The sequence below is a fragment of the Acidaminococcus sp. AM33-14BH genome, from assembly GCF_003603525.1.
Lineage (GTDB): Bacteria > Bacillota > Negativicutes > Acidaminococcales > Acidaminococcaceae > Acidaminococcus > Acidaminococcus intestini.
Map to the genome: position 1 here is coordinate 1 of NZ_QTNG01000010.1, position 20,613 is coordinate 20,613.

Annotated in this window: 14 protein-coding genes and 1 other annotated feature; of the genes, 11 read left to right on the top strand and 3 right to left on the bottom strand. The window is 50.6% G+C overall.

Translation table 11 applies throughout. The features are described from left to right. Positions 1–100 precede the first annotated feature (100 nt). Complete coding sequence (locus tag DW817_RS07775; RefSeq protein ID WP_021737081.1) at positions 101–1,054, bottom strand: alpha/beta hydrolase; 954 nt, start codon at positions 1,052–1,054, stop codon at positions 101–103. 502 nt (positions 1,055–1,556) lie between these two features. Here DW817_RS07775 and thrS point away from each other — a divergent pair. The 4 genes from thrS to rplT all read left to right on the top strand — a co-directional run bounded on the left by thrS (position 1,557) and on the right by rplT (position 4,784). Further along, positions 1,557–3,467, top strand: a complete 1,911-nt coding sequence (gene thrS, locus DW817_RS07780; protein ID WP_021737102.1) for a threonine--tRNA ligase — start codon at positions 1,557–1,559, stop codon at positions 3,465–3,467. A 36-nt stretch (positions 3,468–3,503) separates the two neighbouring features. Beyond that, positions 3,504–3,613 (top strand) — a sequence feature (ribosomal protein L20 leader region). A gap of 65 nt (positions 3,614–3,678) precedes the next feature. After that, a complete protein-coding gene (infC, locus tag DW817_RS07785; protein WP_226828431.1) occupies positions 3,679–4,182 on the top strand; it encodes a translation initiation factor IF-3 in 504 nt (167 codons plus the stop codon). A 17-nt stretch (positions 4,183–4,199) separates the two neighbouring features. After that, positions 4,200–4,397 (top strand): 50S ribosomal protein L35, encoded by a 198-nt coding sequence (gene rpmI / locus DW817_RS07790; protein WP_009014768.1) that lies wholly within the window; start codon positions 4,200–4,202, stop codon positions 4,395–4,397. Positions 4,398–4,430: 33 nt separating this feature from the next. Further along, a complete protein-coding gene (rplT, locus tag DW817_RS07795; RefSeq protein ID WP_009014767.1) occupies positions 4,431–4,784 on the top strand; it encodes a 50S ribosomal protein L20 in 354 nt (117 codons plus the stop codon). A gap of 189 nt (positions 4,785–4,973) precedes the next feature. Here the strand turns inward: rplT and DW817_RS07800 are convergent, their stop codons facing one another. After that, positions 4,974–8,405 (bottom strand): pyruvate carboxylase, encoded by a 3,432-nt coding sequence (locus DW817_RS07800; protein WP_021737121.1) that lies wholly within the window; start codon positions 8,403–8,405, stop codon positions 4,974–4,976. Positions 8,406–8,749: 344 nt separating this feature from the next. On the opposite strand from DW817_RS07800, the gene mscL reads away from it, so the two are divergent. The 4 genes from mscL (at position 8,750) to DW817_RS07820 (ending at position 12,765) form a co-directional block, all read left to right on the top strand. Continuing rightward, positions 8,750–9,205, top strand: coding sequence for a large conductance mechanosensitive channel protein MscL (gene mscL / locus DW817_RS07805; protein ID WP_009014765.1), 456 nt, complete (start codon positions 8,750–8,752; stop codon positions 9,203–9,205). 90 nt (positions 9,206–9,295) lie between these two features. Further along, positions 9,296–10,522, top strand: coding sequence for a tyrosine--tRNA ligase (gene tyrS / locus DW817_RS07810; RefSeq protein WP_021737083.1), 1,227 nt, complete (start codon positions 9,296–9,298; stop codon positions 10,520–10,522). Between the two features lie 318 nt (positions 10,523–10,840). Continuing rightward, the gene (locus DW817_RS07815; RefSeq protein WP_021737098.1) at positions 10,841–12,190 is read left to right on the top strand and encodes a butyryl-CoA:acetate CoA-transferase; all 1,350 of its coding nucleotides are present in this window, start codon (positions 10,841–10,843) and stop codon (positions 12,188–12,190) included. 164 nt (positions 12,191–12,354) lie between these two features. Continuing rightward, the gene (locus DW817_RS07820) at positions 12,355–12,765 is read left to right on the top strand and encodes a (deoxy)nucleoside triphosphate pyrophosphohydrolase (RefSeq protein ID WP_021737110.1); all 411 of its coding nucleotides are present in this window, start codon (positions 12,355–12,357) and stop codon (positions 12,763–12,765) included. A gap of 208 nt (positions 12,766–12,973) precedes the next feature. Here DW817_RS07820 and DW817_RS07825 read toward each other — a convergent pair whose 3' ends face one another. Then, positions 12,974–15,073, bottom strand: a complete 2,100-nt coding sequence (locus DW817_RS07825) for a transglycosylase domain-containing protein (protein ID WP_120112012.1) — start codon at positions 15,071–15,073, stop codon at positions 12,974–12,976. Between the two features lie 230 nt (positions 15,074–15,303). Here DW817_RS07825 and DW817_RS07830 point away from each other — a divergent pair, with 230 nt between their 5' ends. From DW817_RS07830 to rpsT, 3 genes are all read left to right on the top strand, one after another. Continuing rightward, entirely contained in the window at positions 15,304–17,769 is a 2,466-nt protein-coding gene (locus DW817_RS07830) for a DUF3656 domain-containing protein (protein ID WP_021737089.1), read from the top strand. Then, positions 17,769–20,141 (top strand): endonuclease MutS2, encoded by a 2,373-nt coding sequence (locus tag DW817_RS07835; RefSeq protein ID WP_021737105.1) that lies wholly within the window; start codon positions 17,769–17,771, stop codon positions 20,139–20,141. The genes DW817_RS07830 and DW817_RS07835 overlap by 1 nt, the downstream gene beginning before the upstream one ends. Positions 20,142–20,246: 105 nt before the next feature. Further along, a complete protein-coding gene (gene rpsT, locus DW817_RS07840) occupies positions 20,247–20,510 on the top strand; it encodes a 30S ribosomal protein S20 (protein ID WP_009014758.1) in 264 nt (87 codons plus the stop codon). The last annotated feature ends 103 nt before the right edge of the window (positions 20,511–20,613 follow it).

Consider the following 20,613-nt stretch of genomic DNA (forward strand, 5'->3'; position numbering starts at 1 on the left):
CCTCTCCAGGAGTGCATAGACACTTTAGCACCCCAAAATTTGACAAAGAACCCCTTTTTATCTTTTTCGAGAATCTCCCGCTTTTATATGCGGGGGAGGTTCACAAGCCCGCTTCTTCAAGGAAACGGAAGATTTGACGGAAATAGACATCTCCCAAGGTATCATTTTCTGCATGCCGCCCACCTTTGATGAGCAGTTCCTCCTTTATTGGGGACGGGCTCTGTGCGGCAAGGTCATTCATCATGTGGGGCGGAATGAGTTCATCCCGCGAACCATGGATGAAGAGAATCGGAAGGGTGCTTTTTTTGACCTCCTTGATGGGGGAAACGTCCCGCAAAAAGACGCCTGTACGGATTTTCATCAGGAGATTCGCTCCCTCAATGATAGCGTTGGGGTAGGGGATATCGAGGTCTTCCATGCGTTCTTCAAGGAGACGGGATAGGTCACTGTAGCCGCTGTCTTCAATGACGGCCTTGACATTTTTAGGAAGGGGCTCTCCCAGGGCCATCATGACATCACTTGCACCCATGGATTCGCCGTGCAGGACAATGCGTGCCTTAGGGTCCACGGCTGTGATTTCCCGGGCCCATTGGGCCACGTCCTTGCCTTCAAGGACGCCCATGGTGAGGTAGGTTCCCTCACTTTTTCCCGATGCCCGCATATTGGGTGTCACGACATGATAGCCCCTTTTTAGATAATAGGGAGCGACGCCCCACATAAAGCGTTCATTGCAGCCGTAGCCGTGAACGAGGATGACCCAGCGGTGGCTTTCTCCTTCCGGCAGGAAATGGGATCCTACAAGCTGCAGCCCGTCAAAGGATTGGAGTGTCCAGATTTCAGTTGGGGCCAGGGGGGCATTGGGCTGGTTCTGGGGATCTTTGTTGGGGTAGGGGTAGATTTCCTCAAAGGCCTGGGGCGGCCCCCAAGGGTCCTTGGAATTGCCCCGACGCAGGGCATAGTCCACATATCCCATCCCTTCACGGTATAAAAAGCCGCCTCCTATGCCCATCATCAGCACGATAAGGACAAGGAGGAGGTCGATGATTTTTTTCAAGATGATGCGTCTCCTTCTATTTTTTTCGCATCCCATTGTAGCGCGATTTTATTCAAGACGGTAGTGGGAACAGGGGATTGTCACAAAAAATCCGGATTTTTATTGTCCCATCTTGTAAAAAGTGACAAAATAGCCGCTGTTCATTTTCTTGTGACAGGCATGTTATCAAGAAAAATTTTCCAAATTCCCTTGACAAGGGATTTTGTCGTGGTATAATGAGCACAAATTCAAAATTGCCATCGGTCATGCGAAGGACACGTCATCAGGGCCACTGTACAGAGAGGTCGGAAGCTGAGAACGACCCAGACGAATGATGATTCACCACCTTCAAACCATCGGCTGAACCCAAAAGTAAGCCTGATCGTATTACCTGCGTTAAAGGTACCGAGTGGGTCCCCATATCGGGGATCAATCAGGGTGGAACCGCGAGCATGTGCCCGTCCCTATGTTAGGGACGGGCCTTTTTTATATCCCCTGGCAATCAAAAGGAGGAGTTTTTATTATGGCAAAGATCAATGTCAGTCTGCCGGACGGCAGCAAAAGAGAATTTGAAGCAGGCATCAGCCTGCTGGATATTGCCAAGAGCCTCAACCAGAAACTGGGCAAAACGGCGCTTTTGGCAAAGGTCGACGGTGTGAACAAGGACCTTGCTGATTCCTTGGACCGGGATGCTGCTGTTGAATTCATTACGCCTGACAGTCCGGAAGGCCTCCATGCTATCCGTCATACGGCTTCCCATGTCATGGCCCAAGCCATCCAGCACCTTTTCCCGGGAACCAAGTTTGCCATTGGTCCAGCTATTGAAAAAGGATTCTATTATGATCTTGACAGTGAGCACGTTTTTACGCCCGATGACCTGAAAGCCATCGAAAAGGAAATGGCGAAGATTGTCAAGCAAAACCTGCCCGTTGTCCGTCATGAAATTCCCAGAGCCGAAGCCCTTGCTAAATTCAAGGCAGAAAATGAACCGTACAAGGTTGAACTCATCGAAGACCTGCCGGAAGATGCTGTCATCAGTACCTATTCTCAGGGCGACTTCACGGATCTGTGTGCGGGGCCTCACTGCCCTTCCACGGGCCGGGTCAAGGCTTTCAAACTGATGAGCATTGCCGGTGCCTATTGGCGCGGCGATGAAAAAAACAAGATGCTCCAGCGCATCTATGGCACGGCTTTTGCCAGCAAGGAAGACCTGGAAGCCTATCTCCATATGCTGGAAGAAGCAGAAAAGCGTGACCACCGGAAACTGGGCAAACAGCTTGGTCTCTTCATGCTGAGCGACTACGGCCCTGGCTTTCCTTTCTTCCTGCCAAACGGCATGATCCTTCGCAACGAACTCATCAATTACTGGCGTGAAGTTCATCGCAAGTATAACTATTATGAAGTTTCCACGCCGATGATCATGAACCGCCAGCTTTGGGAAACGAGCGGTCACTGGGATCACTATAAGGAAAATATGTACTTCACGAAGATTGACGGCGAAGATTATGCCATCAAACCGATGAACTGCCCCGGTGGCATGCTGGTCTATGACAGTGAGCCCCATTCCTACCGTGACCTGCCGCTGCGTGTCGGTGAACTGGGTCTTGTTCACCGTCATGAACTGTCCGGTGCCCTTCATGGTCTGTTCCGTGTCCGCTGCTTTACCCAGGATGATGCCCACATCTTCATGATGCCTAACCAGATTGAAGACGTCATCCAAGAAACGATCCGTCTTTTCGATGAGGTCTATGCAACTTTCGGTCTGACGTACCATGCAGAACTATCCACGCGTCCGGATAACTCCATGGGCGATGACGCTACGTGGGAAATGACGACGAACGCCCTGCGCAAAGCTATGGATGACTTTGGCCTGAAATATGTCGTCAACGAAGGGGACGGCGCTTTCTATGGTCCGAAGATCGACTTCCATTTGAAGGACTCCATTGGCCGTACGTGGCAGTGCGGTACGATCCAGCTTGATATGCTGCTTCCGGAAAAATTCAATCTCACCTATACGGGAGAAGATGGACAGAAACATCGTCCTGTCATGATTCACCGTGTTGTTTATGGATCCATTGAACGCTTTATTGGGATCCTCATTGAAAACTATGCCGGCGCCTTCCCAGCTTGGCTGGCTCCGGAACAGGTCCGCGTCATGCCGATTACGGACAAGTTCAATGAATACGCCAAATCTGTCGTGGACAAGATGGAAGCCCTTGGCATCCGTGCCCACCTCGACGACCGCAATGAAAAGATTGGCTACAAGATCCGCGAAGGTCAGATCAAGAAAGTTCCCTATATGCTCGTTGTCGGTGAAAAGGAAGCTACGAATGGTACGGTGTCCGTCCGCAGCCGCAGCGAAGGCGAGATGGGAGCGATGGCTGTTGATGAATTCATTGCCAAACTCCAGAAGGAAATCAAGGAGAAAAAATAAGTTGACAGACTGCTCTATCTGTAGTAGAATAGCCAAGTAACCAAGTAGAGGCCACCTGCTTCTCACCTTGCAGCCTAAGCTCGACAGGGTCTATGATATGTTCGTTTGACGGGTGGACTTTGGTTCGCCCGTTTTTCTTTTACTTTGAGGTAAGTGCCGGGATTGTACTTATCCATATTCTGTGGAGGTGATCGTCATAGCAAAAGATGAATTGAGGATCAATGAAGAGATCCGCGCTAGGGAAGTCCGCGTCAATACTGTCGATGGGGAGCAGTTGGGCATCATGCCACTAGCCCGTGCCCTCGAGCTTGCTGCCCAGCATCATTTGGATCTGGTTGAAATTGCTCCGAAGGCTAAGCCCCCGGTCTGCCGAATCATGGATTATGGCAAGTACCAGTATGAACAGCAGAAACGGGAAAAGGAAGCCCGCAAGCGTCAAAAGACCGTTGACGTAAAGGAAGTCAAACTGCGTATCCGCATTGAAGAACACGACTTTGATGTCAAGACCAAAAATGCCATTCGTTTCCTTGAAGGCGGAGATAAGGTCAAGGCCACCATTATGTTCCGCGGCCGTGAACTGACCCACCCTGAACTGGGAGAGGAATTGCTCAATAAAATGGCTGTAAAACTGCAGGACATTGCAGTCATCGAAAGAAAACCGAAACTGGAAGGACGCAACATGGTCATGATTGTTGCTCCCAAAAGTTCCAAATAATAAGGAGGATATCCATTATGCCTAAGATGAAAACCCGCAGATCTGCGGCTAAACGTTTCAAAGCTACTGCTACCGGTGAATTCAAGCGTGCCAAGGCTTTTAGAAGCCATATCCTGGAACACAAGTCTCCGACCCGTAAGAGAAACCTGCGTAAAGCTGCCTTGGTCCATAAGACTGACCATGAACGCGTAGCTAAGATGCTGCCTTACGCATAAGACTGGTATTGAGAACGAAGGAGGATATGGAAAATGGCAAGAATTAAAGTTGGTGTAACTGCCCATAGACGTCATAAACACATTCTGAAGCTCGCTAAGGGCTACAGAGGTTCCAAGAGCAAGCTCTTCAAAAAAGCCAATGAAACCGTCATGAAGGCGCTGTACTACGCTCGCCGTGACAGAAGAGCCAAGAAACGCGAATTCCGTCAGCTCTGGATTGCCCGTATCAATGCTGCAACCCGTGCTAATGGCCTGAGCTACAGCCGTTTCATCTGCGGCCTGACGAAAGCTGGTATCGAACTCGACCGTAAGGTCCTGGCTGATCTGGCTGTCAACGACGCTGCTGCTTTTGCAAAACTCGTTGAAACCGCCAAAGCGGCTCTCTAATAAATAAGATAACAGCCTGTGAAGAAATTACTTCACAGGCTGTTTTTTGTGCGCCCACCATGGTTATATACCCATGGTGGGCTATGACAAGCAAGTTTGTGAAACCGAGGGAACCGCTGCGCTTCGAACGGTACGCACGGTCGTGTGAGAGGTCAGGATTGCTATTTAGAAATCACTGCTACTCGCTCCTTACCTGATTTCAAGCAGGCAGTCGCCGCTCATAATGGCTTGTCCTTTGGTTACGTAGATGGTGCCAACGGCGCCAGCGATGGGAGCCGTAATGGTCGTCTCCATCTTCATGGCTTCCGTGACCACAAGGGGCTGGCCTTTTTTTACGCTTTCTCCGCTCTTTACAAGGACAGTTACGACCGAACCCGAAAGGGTTGCTGCTACGTCACCGGGGTTATTGGGATCTGCTTTCTTGCTGACGATGGTCTTTTGGTCGACATTCTTGTCGATCACGTCGATTTCCCGTTCCGCACCGTTGAACATGAAAGTAACGGTCCGCATGCCCCGATCATCGGGATCGCTTACGTTGATGAGTTTGATGACGGGCTCCACGCCTTCATCCAAAGTGACCGTGATTTCTTCGTTTTTTGTCATGCCAAAGAAGAAGGTCGGTGTATCAAGGACGCTGACATCCCCATATTTCTTGATGAATTCCTCATAGTCCTTGAATACTTTGGGATACTGGCAGTAGGCGTTCACATCTTCATCGGTGTGGTTGTATTGAGCATTTTCGAGCTTTGTCCGGACGGCTTCAAAATCAATGGGGTCAAGGAGGGCACCAGGACGCTTATCAAGGGGCTTCCTGCCTTTGAGGATGATCTTCTGCAGCTTTTCCGGGAATCCCTCGTAGGGCACGCCTAAGCGGCCTTCAAAAAAATCCACGACGGACTGCGGATAATCAAGGCTGTCACCCCGTTCGTAGATGTCCTTTTCTGTCAGGTCATTTTGGACCATGAAGAGGGTCATGTCACCGACGACTTTCGAGGAAGGCGTAACCTTCACAATATCACCGAACATGAGGTTCACGTCATGGTACATCTTCTTAATCTCGTTCCAGCGGTCACCGAGGCCCACGGCCTTAGCCTGCTGCTTGAGATTTGAGAACTGGCCGCCTGGCATTTCGCAGTCATAGACTTCTGTGTTGGGGAAGGGGTCGCCTTTATCGACACCCTTGTAGTAGGGCCGAACCGAGGCCCAGTAGCGGCTCATTTCCTCTGCCGCTTGGATATTCAGTTGAGGTTGGTTCTTTTTGCCGCTCATGGCGTAGTAGAAGCTGTTCATGCTGGGCTGGCTCGTTCCGCCGGCAAGCGCGGAAAATGCGGCATCCACAATATCGACACCGGCATCGGCAGCGCGGCATAAGGTCGTCACAGCGTTTCCGGACCCATCGTGGGTATGTAGGTGAATCGGTACGGATACCGCCTCTTTCAGGGCGGAAACCAAGGCATAGGCTGCTTCCGGCTTCAAGAGTCCTGCCATATCCTTGATGGCAATGATGTGGGCGCCGGCGTCTTCAAGGGCCTTAGCCATGGAAACATAGTAGTCCAGGTTATACTTGGAGCGACTGGGATCCAAGATGTCTCCGGTATAGCACAGAGCGACTTCGGCCACTTTGCCCGTTTCACGAACGGCCTCGATGGTTCCTTTCATATTGTCCAGACTGTTCAAGCTGTCAAAGATACGGAAGACGTCGATGCCGTTTTTGGCTGCTAGTTCAACAAAATTTTTTACGACATTATCGGGGTAGCTCGTGTACCCTACGGCATTTGCCCCGCGAATCAGCATCTGGAGAAGGACGTTGGGCGCCTTTTTCCGCATGGCCCGCAGGCGTTTCCACGGATCTTCCTTGAGGAACCGGTAGGCCACATCAAAGGTAGCGCCGCCCCAGCATTCATAACTGAAGAATTGGGGCATTTTCTTTGCCGACGTTTCCAGGACGCGAAGCATATCCTGGGAGCGGACACGGGTCGCAAGGAGTGATTGGTGGGCATCCCGCATCGTCGTATCGGTAATGAGTACCTGGTTTTGCTCCAGGACCCACTTTGCAAGGCCTTCGGCCCCACGGCTGTCAAAGATGGCCTTCGTTCCTTGGGGATAATCGCCCGTTGCCGGTTCCGGCAGTTCCAAGGGAGTAAAATCGGGATGGACTTCCGGCCCCTTTCCGGAATAGCCATTGATCGTGACTTCGCCAATATATTTGAGGAGCTTCGTGCCCCTATTATGGACCACGGGCAGGTCAAAGAGCTCAGGGTGGTCATCGATAAAATTGACATCGTAGTCGCCGCGTACAAAGGAGGCTTCGCGCAGGACGTTGGTCAAAAAGCCAATGTTTGTCTTGACGCCGAGGATACGGAATTCATCGAGTTCGCGGAGCATCTTCTGTACAGCTTGGGCGTGGGTGAGACCGTATGTCGTTGCTTTCACGAGCAGGGAATCGTAGTAAGGCGTAATAATGGACCCGGTAAAGGCGTTGCCGCTGTCAAGGCGGACCCCAAACCCGCCGCCGCTGCGGTAGGCAATGATCTTGCCTGAGTCAGGCATGAAACCATTTAGAGGGTCTTCTGTCGTCACGCGGCACTGGATGGCGTTGCCGTGGCACATGATGGCCTCTTGGGACGGAATGCCAATTTCGTCGCTCGTGAGGGCATAGCCTTCTGCCACCTTGATTTGGGTCTGGACAATGTCGATGCCCGTAATCATTTCCGTTACTGTATGTTCGACCTGGATGCGGGGATTCACTTCAATGAAGTAGAAGTCACCGTCCGGCGTCACAAGAAATTCGACGGTACCGGCGTTGACGTAGTTCACGTTCTTCATGAGCGTTACGGCCGCGTTGCAGATTTCTTGGCGGAGCTTCCGAGGAAGGGCAAAGGCCGGCGCGATTTCGACGACTTTCTGATGGCGGCGCTGGATGGAGCAGTCCCGCTCATAAAGGTGGAAGACATTCCCGTGTTCATCGCCCATGATTTGGACTTCGACGTGCTTTGGATTGCGGATGTATTTTTCAAGATAGATCTCGTCATTGCCAAAGGCGAGTTTAGCTTCGGATTTTGCTCGTTCATAGGCGTCTTTCAGCTCACTCATGCAATGGGCCATGCGCATGCCGCGTCCGCCGCCACCATTGACGGCTTTCAGCATAATGGGAAAGCCCACATCCTTGGCAAACTTTTCCACTTCAGCAAAGTTCATGACTGGTCCGTCACTGCCGGGAATAAACCGGATACCGGCCTTTTTGGCCTGTGCGCGGGCGTTGACTTTGTCACCGAACATGGTGAGGTGGTCGATATGGGGGCCAATGAACGTGATGCCTTCTTCGGCGCAGCGCCTAGCAAGGTCTGCGTTTTCCGAAAGAAAGCCATAGCCGGGATGGATGGCGTCGACATGGTGCTCATGGGCCACCCGGATGATCTCTTCTATATCAAGGTAGGCATCGACTGGCTTTTTCCCTTTCCCGATCAAATAAGACTCATCGGCGCGGAAGCGATGGAGGGATAGGGAATCTTCTTTACTGTAGACCGCAATTGTTCGGATTCCCATTTCGTGACAGGCACGAAAAACACGAATTGCAATTTCGCCGCGATTGGCGACCAGGACGGACGTAATTTTTTTCATAGAAGGACCTCCCCTTGGATTCGCGGTCAAAGGACTATGCCTAGGAACCGGGTAATAAGAAAAAGGTAATAGTCAATATAGAAATTTTCTTACTGTAGTTGCTATTATAACAAATGAATTTCATTATGCAACTAAAATCGTTCGATTTATTAAGAAAAATGGGTGCTCGCTTTGCAACTGTTAGAAACCATACAAATCCGCCTTTTCTTTCTCCAAGGTTTTCTTTTTGAAAGGGGGAGATCCTCATCTCCCGAAACGGTTGCGTTCTTCCCATATTATGGTATAATACAAAGAATGCAGTCCACCGCAGACTGCTTTAAATCTGCCCAATTGAAAGGGGTTTTATGATGTCCAGCTTTTTGAAGGATTTTAAAGCTTTTGCACTTCGCGGTAACGTTGTCGACATGGCTGTCGGTGTGATCATTGGCGGTGCTTTCGGTAAGATTGTCGCTTCCTTTGTGTCCGACATCATCATGCCGCCTATTGGGATGATCTTGGGTGGGGTTGATTTCTCAAACCTCTTTATCAATCTTTCCAGCAAGAAAGTTGATACCCTTGCAGAAGCAACGGCTGCCAAGGTTCCTGTCATTGCCTACGGGAAATTCATTACGACGGTCATTGATTTTCTCATCATGGCTTTTGTCATCTTCCTCATGATTTCCCTCCTGAATCGCTTTAAGAAGGAAGAAAAGGAAGAACCAGCACCAGAGACGCTTTGCCCATTCTGTAAGATGCCCATCGATCCGGCCGCAACAAAATGTCCGCATTGTACTTCTGATATCCCCAAGGACAGTCACTGAGATTGCTTTTGCTGATCCATGCAGTCGTTCCTTTGCAAAATAGGGGACCTGCATGGGTCCTTATTTTTATCATAACAAGGAGGTTTGTCCATGAGCGTCATTGATACTCTCAAGGAACGGGGTTACCTTAAACAGTTATCCCACGAAGAAGAAATCAAGGAATTATTGGAAAAGGAAAAGATCACATACTATATTGGCTTTGATCCGACGGCGGACAGCCTTCATGTAGGTCATTTCATCGCTCTTATGGTCATGGCCCATATGCAGCGTGCCGGTCATCGTCCCATTATCCTCATGGGCGGCGGTACGGGTATGATCGGTGACCCAAGCGGCAAAAATGAGATGCGCAAGATGCTGACACCGGAATTCATTCACCACAATGTGGAATGCTTCAAGAAACAGGTTGGCCGCTTCATCGATCTGTCGGACGGCAAGGCCATTGTTGCCGATAACGCGGACTGGCTGCTGGGGCTCAATTACATCAAGTTCCTCCGCGAAGTAGGCGTTCATTTTTCTGTCAACCGGATGCTGGGGGCAGAATGCTACAAGAACCGCCTTGCCAGTGAAAATGGACTTTCTTTCTTTGAAATGAACTATATGATCATGCAGGCCTATGACTTCTATGTCCTTCATAAGAAGTATAACTGCGTGATGGAACTGGGCGGTGATGACCAGTGGTCCAATATGATTGCCGGAGTGGAACTCATTCGACGTAAAGATCGTCAGCCCGCTTTCTGCATGACCAACACCCTCTTGACCAACAGTCAGGGCCAGAAAATGGGCAAGACCGTCGGCGGAGCCGTCTGGCTGTCAGCAGAAAAAACCTCTCCCTTTGATTTTTATCAATACTGGAGAAACGTCGATGACGCCGATGTGGAAAAATGCCTGGCTCTCCTGACCTTCCTTCCCATGGATGAAGTACGCCGTCTCGGCGCCCTTGAAGGGTCAAAAATCAACGAAGCAAAAGTGACCTTAGCCTATGAAGTGACAAAACTGGTTCACGGAAAAGAAGAAGCCGATAAGGCCAAAGCAGCCGCGGAAGCCCTTTTTGGTGCTGGCGGGGATATGGGAAATGCCCCTGTGGTGGAAGTTACGAAGGAGCAATTCGGAAGCCCGCTTTTGGACCTTCTTTTTGATGCCAAGATCATTGCTTCCAAGAGCGAAGGACGCCGCCTGATCCAACAAAATGGCCTTACGGTCGGGGATACGAAGGTAACGGATGTGGCCGCCGCGCTATCGGAAACCCTTTTTGAAGGTAAAACGGAGGTCCTCCTCCGCAAAGGAAAGAAAAAATATTATCGTCTCATCTTAAAATAAAAGATGATTGTAAAGGTCCTGCCCCTTCTATTTGAAGGGGGGACCTTTTTCCCATGGGAAAAAAATGAGTCAGCTAAACATGGATTTCACAATAGTTATTTTATAGAAACTATTATCAATAAGAATTTAGTTTAAATTAGCGAATTTTTCACATAAATCTTTAAAATGAGATATAATAGAGGAGTCAATAAACCTGATTTTCATGAGTGCCCCTTGGGGGGCTTTTCGAGGGGAAATTTGTCCCATTGTCCTTACGTTGGAGAGGGATCCTGCCCATGGGATTCGGGGTGTATAGAAAATAGGGAGGATGTTAACGTCATGAATTACGAAAAGGAATACGCAAAGAAACTCACGACGCCGGAAGAAGCCGTTAAAATCGTAAAAAGCGGTGACTGGGTAGACTATGGGTGGTGCGCCAACCATCCCCGCGTACTGGATAAGGCCCTGGCGGAACGGATGATCAAGGAACCGAGCCTGACAGATCTTAAGTTCCGCGGCGGTGTTGCGCTCTGGATGCCGGAAGTGGCCAAGATTCCCAATGCCAAGGAACAGATGTGCTGGAATTCCTGGCATGCAAGTGGTTATGAAAGAAAACTCACGGATAACGGAATTGGCTACTATGCGCCGCTGCGTTTTTCCGAGCTCCCCCGCAATTACCGCGACAACATTAAACATGTCGATGTCACGTTCATCCAAGTGGCTCCGATGGATAAACATGGGTACTTTAATTTCGGCCTTTCCGCATCCGATATTGCAGCCGTGATCGAAGTCTCCGAAAAGGTTGTCGTTGAAGTCAATCCTCTGATGCCGGTCGTCTTAGGTGGTACGGAAGTCAGTGTCCATATTGATGATGTTGATTTCATTGTTGAAAATGAAGGCATTCCCATGGCCGATCTGCCGAGCGGTGTTCCCAGTGAGATTGATGAAGCAGTTGCCAAGCTCATTGTTCCGGAAATCCCGAATGGTGCCTGCTTGCAGCTCGGAATCGGCGGTATGCCGAACGCTGTTGGTGCCATGATTGCCAAGAGCGACCTCAAGGATCTTTCCGTTCATACGGAAATGTATGTCGATGGGTTTGTTGATATCGCTAACGCCGGCAAGCTGACCTGTGCGCAGAAGAATATTGACAAGGGCCGTCAGGTCTTTACCTTCGCTGCCGGCACGAAGAAACTCTATGATTATGTAGACAATAACCCTGCCATCATGGCTGCTCCGGTTGATTATGTCAATGATGCCCGTGTCGTTGCCCAGATCGATAACTTCATGTCCATCAATAACTGCATCGAAGTGGACCTGACCGGTCAGGTGGCTTCCGAATCGGTTGGGCACAGACATATCAGCGGTGCTGGCGGACAGCTTGACTTCATGTTGGGAGCTTATCTGTCCAAGGGTGGTAAGAGCTTCCTTTGCTGCTCTTCTGCCTTTAAGGGTCATGATGGGGAAATCAAGAGCCGTATCGTTCCGACCTTAACGCCTGGCGATGCCATTACGGCGACGAGAACGAACCTCAACTACTTTGTCACGGAATACGGGATTGTCAATCTCAAAGGGATGACCACGTGGCAGCGTGCAGAAAAACTGATTTCCGTTGCCCATCCGGATGTCCGCGAAAAACTGATCAAAGATGCAGAAAGCATCGGGATTTGGAGAAATTCCAACAAACGCTGATAAGCTATGGGAAAAGGGCCGTGAGAATTTTCACGGCCCTTTTTTGGCGGCTCGTAAGGAAGACCTGTTCACTCCGGTTTTCTTCCCATACGCTGTGTGGTACAATAGAAAAAGCGTAGGAATTCATCCTCGCAATCTGTTTTCCAGTTAAGGAGGATCCATCAATGAAAACCGTTCATGTAGCGGCTGCGGTCATGATCCGCGGCGACCGTGTCTATGCGACCCAGCGTGGCTACGGTGAATTTAAGGATAAATGGGAGTTTCCCGGCGGTAAGGTGGAAGCTGGGGAAACCCCGGAAAAGGCCTTGGTCCGTGAAATCAAGGAAGAACTGGCTGCCCAAATTTCAGTGGGAAAACGGCTCACGACCGTCGAATATGATTACCCTGAATTCCATCTGGTGATGGACTGCTACCTTTGCAGCGTCGATCCCAGTACCTTGAAGCTCTTGGAACATGAAAATGCCGAATGGCTTACTTGGCGTGACTTCAATAAGATGGACTGGATGGAAGCTGATAAGAAGGTCGTGGAAGCCGTTAAGGCTTTCTTCAAGGAAGCGGAAAGAAAAATCATGTAACCTAAACGCAAAGGACGCAAATACCTGGCTGGTGCAGGCAAAGGTCCATGAAATCAAAAAAGGAGCATCCCTCCAAGCAAGGATTTTGTTTGGAGGGATGCTCCTTTTTCAATAAAAAATTTCCACCGAGGTAAGAAAGAGGGGGAGTCCTTTTCTATCCTTCTGCAAGAAAGCTGCAGGACCGAATCCTGCAGCTTTCTTCCTGATCTTATTGTTTTGGCGGTCTGACAGGCGGAGGAGCAATACTGCTCTTAGGCGCTGACGATTCGCTGGAAGAGGCTTTGGAACCGCTTTCAGAAGGCTTGGCATCCTGCGCTTCCTTCTTCTCATCGGCTGCTTTCTTTTTCTTTTCTTCTGCCTCTTTCTTTTTCTTGTCCTCTTCGGCTTTCTTGTCATCGTTGGGTTCACTTACCCGAACCGGTTCCTTGAAGCCGCTGGGACGTTCAAAATCTTCCACAGGCAGTTCATCGACGGCGTAAGTCATGAAGGTCCGCCATAAGGTGGCCGGTTCACCGCCGCCCGTCATCCCGCCTAAGGAATCATTGTTGTCGTCGCCAATCCAGACGGCAGCGGCCAGATTTGGTGTGAAGCCGACGAACCAAGCATCGCGGTATTCACTCGTGGTCCCCGTCTTGCCGGCAGAAGGTCTGCTGATGGCAGCGCCGCGCCCGGTACCGCGGGTCATGACATCTTCCATCATGCTGATCAGCATATAGACGCTGCTCGGTTTAGCTACTGTAACAGGGTCTGCTTTGTGTTCGTAGATGGTCTTGCCGTTCCGATCCACAATCTTGACGATTGGCGTCGGTTTGTTGAATTTTCCCATGTTGGCAATGGCGCCATAGGCACCTGCCATTTCAAGGGGCGTGACGCCGTGGGTCAGGCCACCTAAGGCCATGGCCGAGTTGTCATCGGACTGGGGTCCATCTTCAACAAGGGTCGTAATGCCCATTTTCTTGGCAAGCTTCAAGACATTGCTGTTGCCGTATTTTTCACTGATCTTGATGGCCGGAATGTTGTACGAATAGGTGAGAGCCCGGCGATAGGTCATTTTGCCGTGGAAGCGGCGGTCATAGTTCTGCGGGTTCCAGCTGCCGGGAATGGGGGAGTCATCGACAATGTCGTTTGGTGTGGCACCATGTTCCAAGGCGTTAAGGTAAACAAAAGGTTTAAAAGCGGAACCCGGCTGGCGCTCTGCCATGACGGCCCGGTTGAACTGGTCCGTCCCGCGGCCGCCAATCATGGCTTTGATGTATCCTGTTTTCGGATCGATTGCGACAATGGCTGACTGGGGCTGCTTAAGCTTATTGCTGTCCGTGTAGTAGGTCGGCGTCAGGGCTGCGGCCCGTTCAGCGGCTTTCTGCATGGTTGGGTCAAGGGAGGTATAAACCTTGAGCCCTTGCTTATAGACGGCATCGGGACCAAATTTATCAATGAGGATCTGGATGCAGTAGTCGATGAAATAGCTTTTGGAGCCAGGATTTGAAGTCAGGCTCTTATATTCGAGCTTTTCCTCACTTGCTTTTTTGTGTTCTTCCGGCGTGATGAAATTATACTTTTCCATCTGGCTGAGGACCGTTTCCTGACGGGCCTTGGCTGTCTTCGGATTGGCTTTCGGGTTGTAATAATTCGGGCTCTTGGGAATCCCGGCAATCATAGCGGCCTCGGCAAGATCCAAATCTTCAACATGTTTCCCAAAGTAGGTATTGGCTGCCGTTTCGACCCCGTAGGCCCCTTGACCGAAGTAAATCTGGTTCATGTACATTTCCAGAATTTCCTTTTTGGTGTACTTCTGTTCAATCTGGAGTGCAATGAAGGCTTCGTGGATCTTTCTCGTCAGCGTCCGTTCCTGCGTAAGGAAGTAGTTTTTGGCCAGCTGCTGGGTAATGGTACTGCCGCCTTGGACCTCATCATAACGAATGTAGGTGTAGATGGCGCGGGCAATCCCTTTGAAGTCAATTCCGCCGTGTTGGTAAAAGCGGATGTCTTCAGCTGCAAGGAACGCGTTCTGCAGGTTTTTAGGTACCTTACTGATGGAAACGGGGATACGGTCTTCTTCGGAATCAACGGTCGAAATCAGGTCGCCATTGATGTCATAGAACTGGGACGACGCCATGGGCACCATATCTTTTGACATAATCTTGGCTGTTGTGAACTTTGCCAGGGCAAAGAAAGCCGTGAGGGAAATGAACCCTACAAGGATCAGGGCAAGGACAGCCGAAAGAATCATGCCTCCTAATTTTTTCTTTTCCCGAGGATTTCGGGGCTTGAGGAGATTCCTCCAGTTTCTTTTTCCTTTATACGTCATTGTGTCAGCTCCTGTTTCTAGATTGATCTGATGGAAAAAGCAAATAGCTAACCGTATTATATCACAACTTGACGGACTGCAATAGAAATTCTTTCCGAATTCGCATGCCTTGTGGCCCTCGAAAGGGGAAGGGAGGGTAGGTCCTTCTTCTTTTGGGACTTTCAATATGATATAATATAAGTTCAAAATTCTGTTATGCTATTTTCTTTCTATGATATAAGGAGATTTTCATGAGACGAGAAGATGTTGAACTTTTGGCCCCGGCTGGGACCTGGGAGGCCCTTGAGGCGGCTGTTTTTGCCGGTGCCGATGCGGTTTATCTGGGTGGCTCTGCTTTTGGCGCTCGGGCCTATGCCGAAAATTTTGGCCCTGAAGAACTGCAGCGGGCCATCACTTTTGCTCACCTGCACCATGTTCGTATCTATGTCACGGTCAATACCCTTGTCACTGATGAGGAAATGAAGGCGCTGGGGGACTATGTCACGTTCCTCAGCAATATCGGTGTTGATGGCATCATTGTCCAGGATCTTGGCATCATCCGGCTTTGCCGCCGCACGGTACCTGAACTGGAACTGCATGCCAGTACGCAGATGACCATTACCAATTCCGCTGGTGCCATCTTTGCCTACCATCAGGGTATGCCCCGTTCTGTCATGGCTAGGGAAACCACCTTAAAGGACTTAAAAACAATCTGTCAAAAGACGCCTGGTGAGATCGAGACATTCATGCATGGCGCACTCTGCATCTGTTATTCCGGTCAGTGTCTTATGTCAAGCCTCATCGGCAGCCGCAGCGGAAACCGGGGCCGCTGTGCCCAGACCTGCCGCATGCCCTATACCTTGGTCAACAAGGAGGGAAAGGACATGCTCCAAAACGCTGATGCCGGTCAGTATCTCTTGAGTCCAAAGGATATGAACACCCTTGACATCCTCCCCCAACTCATCGAAACCGGCGTTCGGTCCTTTAAAATCGAAGGGCGCATGAAACGGCCTGAATACGTGGCCGTCGTGACAGATATCTACCGCCGCGCCATTGACCGCTATTTCACAGGCAAGTACGTTGTCCCTGAAAAAGATCGTGAACACATTGAACAGATCTTCAACCGTGATTTTACGACGGCCTATCTTGAGAAAAAGCCGGGACGAACCATGATGAGTGACCGCCGCCCCAATAACCGCGGCATCCTTCTGGGCCGGGTTGTTTCCTTGAATAAAGATCACACGGAAGGTACGATCAAGCTCGAACGGACCCTGCACCTGGGGGACGGTCTGGAATTTTGGGTGAGCGTCGGCGGCCGCGTGGGAACGATTGTCGATGCCATGACGGTCAATGGAAAGAGCCGTGACGTAGCCGAAGTAGGCGAGAAGGTTACCATCTCCGTACCTCGAGGCCTCCGTCTTAACGACCGCGTTTTCCGGACGAATGACCACGAACTCATGATCTATGCTGAAAGTTTCTTTGGCCCGGAACATAAAAAACGCATTCCCCTGTCCTTTTATGTGACCGCTCCTTTCGGAAAGCCTATGACCATTACGGCTGCGGATGATGAAGGTCATACGGGGACGGCACAGACTCAGTTCATTGTAGAAAGGGCTCGCAAGCATGCCCTTGATGAAACCGTGGTGCGAAAACAGGTGGACCGCCTGGGCAACACGGAATTTTCTTTAGGGAGCTTGCTCCTTACGTGCGATGACAATGTCATGGTTCCCATGAGTGAAATCAATGAAGCGCGCCGTCTTGCTGTAGAAGCTCTCACGAAAGCGCGCCTTGAGGATTTTTGCCCGCCCCGCAAAAAGGTTCAATGGAGTGACCGCAATTTGTCCCAGCCTGTCAATCATTCTCTGCGCCGCCATGCTGAACTGTCCGTCCATGTTGATACCTTGGATAAGGCCAAAGCCGCCCTTTCAGGCGGCGCCGACGTCCTTATTGTTGGCGGCGACAGTTTTACCCTGCCTCTTTTGACGCTGAAAGACCTTGAAACCCTTGGCGGCTGGGTCCGGGAAAAGGGAAAGAAGTGGTATATCGGCACGAGCCGTATTGTTTCCGAAGGACAGCTTTCCTACTATGATCAGGTCCTACCCCGTTGGCAGGCCCTGTCGCCTGACGGAATCGTCGTGAGCAATAACGGACTTGTAGAAAAGGTCCTTGCCCAGGGACTTCCTTTGTGGGTCGATTGGAACCAAAATACCTTTAACAGCCAGAGCATCCTTTTTTGGCAGGAACTTGGCGCTGAGGGCATCACGCTGTCTCCGGAACTTACGCTCTCCCAAGTCGAGGGCCTTGCGAGGAAGTCAAACCTGCCCTTGGAATGCCTTGCCGAAGGCTCCCTTGAAATGATGGTCTCCGAATATTGTGTAGAGGGCAGCTTCCTCGGCCATCTTGATCAAGGCCACTGTGATTATCACTGCAAAGAAGCCGGTTTTCTCGAGGACCGGAAGAAAGTCCGTTTCCCGTTGAAACAGGACCAATTTGGCCGGATGCATATCCTCAATGGTCAGCGCCTTTCCATGCTGGCCCATGCAAAGAAAATGGAGAAGATAGGCCTTGCCCGGCTGCGGTTTGACGCCCGGAATGCTTCTGTCGAAGAGACTGGCGTCCTGACCGCCATGTACCGGGGCGTTCTTGACGGGGTGACCCTTGTCGAGGAAAATGAACCGGGAACCACGCGGGGCCATTATTTTAGAGGTGTCTTATAATGGCAAAATTTGCAATCAATACATTGGAATTTACCAAGGTCAGGGAAAAACTCAGCCAGTACGCTGGTACGGCCATGGGGCAGCGTCTTGCCATGGAACTGATGAGTTCTTCCCGCTTTGAGGAGGTCAAACTTTCTCAGGAAGAAACTGCGGAAGCGGTCCGTATCCTCGATGAAGGCCGGCGTATTCCCTTAGGGGGCATTACGGATATTTCTGGATTGGTGAAACGTACCCGTGTCGGCAGCCTTCTTGATCCGGAAGAATTCAAGGCCATCCAGGATGCCATTTCGGGGATGCTGGACCTTAAGGCATTCCTTAAGGAGGTAAGAGAAACGGCGCCTGCTCTTGTGCGTTACGGCGATGAGCTTTATGATTTTTCGCGCCTTTCTAAGCAGCTATCCAGCGTCCTTGATGAAAAAGGCAATATCAAGGATACAGCTTCGGTGAAGCTCTCGGGCCTTCGAACGGGCATCCTCGTTGCTCGCAACCGGGTAAAGGATAAGCTTTCCGACCTCCTGCATGACCCAAACAACCAGAAATATTTCCAAGACGCCCTCGTCACCATGCGTGAGGATCGGTATGTCATCCCCATCAAGCAAGAATATCGCCTTAATTTTCCTGGCATTGTCCATGACCAGTCGTCAAGCGGGGCGACGCTCTTCATTGAACCGATGGCTGTTGTCAATCTCAATAACGACATCAAGAAGTATATCCTTGAAGAAAAGGCGGAAGTGGAACGCATCCTGCGAACGTTGACAAGCCATGTAGGGGCTGAAGCAGACCATATCCTTGAGAGTCTTACCGTTGTGGCCCAAGTGGACCTCATTTCGGCCAAGGCTCTCTATGCCGAGGCGCTTGGGGCGCGGCGACCCATGATGGTCCTTGATCACAATCTGCGTATTGTCAAGGGCCGTCATCCCCTTTTGGAGCAGGATTCTATTGTCCCCCTTGATATTGAGCTGGGTCGGGACTTTACGACGCTTCTCATTACAGGACCCAATACGGGCGGCAAGACTGTCGCCTTAAAGACCGTTGGCCTCTTTGCCCTCATGGCCCAGGCGGGACTCTTTCTTCCTGCTGAAGAAGCGGTTTTCCCTGTTTTTTCCGGAATTTACGCCGATATTGGCGATGAACAGAGTATTGAACAGAGCCTGTCCACGTTTTCCGGTCACATGAAGAACATGATTTCCATAATAAGGGAAGCCACGGATCGCGATCTGGTCCTTGTCGATGAAGTCTGTGTCGGGACCGATCCGACAGAAGGAGCAGCCCTTGCCATGGCCATGATTGAGCATTTTTATAAGGCCCATGTCCTTACGATCATGACAACACATTACAGCGAGCTCAAGACCTTTGCCTATGAACATGAAGGCATGCAGAACGCCAGCGTCGAATTTGATCCGGAAACGCTGCGTCCGACCTACCGTCTTCTTATGGGGGTCCCGGGAAGCAGCAACGCTTTTTATATCAGCCGCCGTTTGGGCCTATCTGAAGACATTCTTGATGAGGCACGGACCTTTATCAATGAGCGGCACAGCAATATGGAACGGGTGCTCCAGAATCTTGAAGGAGAGCGGCGGGAATACGAAAGCCGCAAGGATGAAATTGAAACGCTGCGGCGGGAAACGGAAATCCTCCGCAACCAGCTGAAAGCAGAAAAGACCCGTCTTGAAAAGAGCCGGAATGACATCCTTCGCAAGGCCCGGGAAGAAGCGGATGAGCTTTATCGCAACGCCCGCCGTGAAAGCCAAGGCATCCTCAAGGAACTGCGGGCTCAGCAGAATCTCGTGGAAAGCGCCAAAGTCGAACAGCTGGCTGAGATGAGCCGCAAGGCCCTTAGTAAGAATTTTTCCATTTCGGGCCGCACGGAGCCGGAAGGGCAGGGCCTTACAAGCGGCAACGCGGCTGTTGGCAAGGTGGTCTTTGTCAAGACCCTGGGCCAGGAAGGAAAGATTACAGCTGTCAATGGCCGTGATGTGACGGTTGCTGTCGGCGTCATGAAGATGAATGTGTCCATGAAGGATTGTATTCTCACAAAGGCCCAGCCAGTTTCGCCGCAAAAGACGTACCGGACGCTTAAGAAAAGTTCCGGCAGCCGTCATGAGTTCTTTGTTAAAAAGGCCCAGGATACGTCTATCCAGACCGATGTACGGGGGAAAACCGTGGATGAAGCCATCCCTGACGTGGATAAGGCCATTGATGACGCGTTGCTTGCCGGTATGGACCGCTTCCGCTTGGTTCATGGAAAGGGCACGGGCATGCTTCGCAAGGGACTGCTCGAATACCTCAAGCAGCATCCCAATGTGAAAAAAACAGAAATGGCACCTCTTAACGAAGGCGGTTTTGGAGCAACCATCGTGTACGTCAAATAGAAGGAACCGACCGGCTCATACAGGAGCCTTATGGAAAAACTCCTTGCCTTTTATATCTATTAATGATAAAATGTTTCGGTAAAGCTAATTGGTGGAGGTGAAAACATGCCGAATATTAAGTCTTCCGTTCGTAGCGTCAAGACTGATGCTGAGCGCCGCGCTGCCAATGGCCCCGTCAAGGCGGAAATCCGCAGTACTGCACGTAAGGTTGAAGCTTTTGCTGCTGCTGGTTCCAAGGATGAGGCTCAGGCCGCTCTTAAGACCGCTGCAAGCTTACTCGATAAAGCTGCCCGCAAGGGTACGGTGAACAAATTTGCTGCTGCTCGCAAAAAGTCCCGTTTAGCCAAGAAAGTCAACGCAGTCAAATAAGACAGTCCAAAAGACTGACAGCCATTCGGCTGCCAGTCTTTTTGCTATACGGAAGCTTTTTCAGCAGCGGCTTTTTTACAAGGAGCCATCCTTCATGCTATAA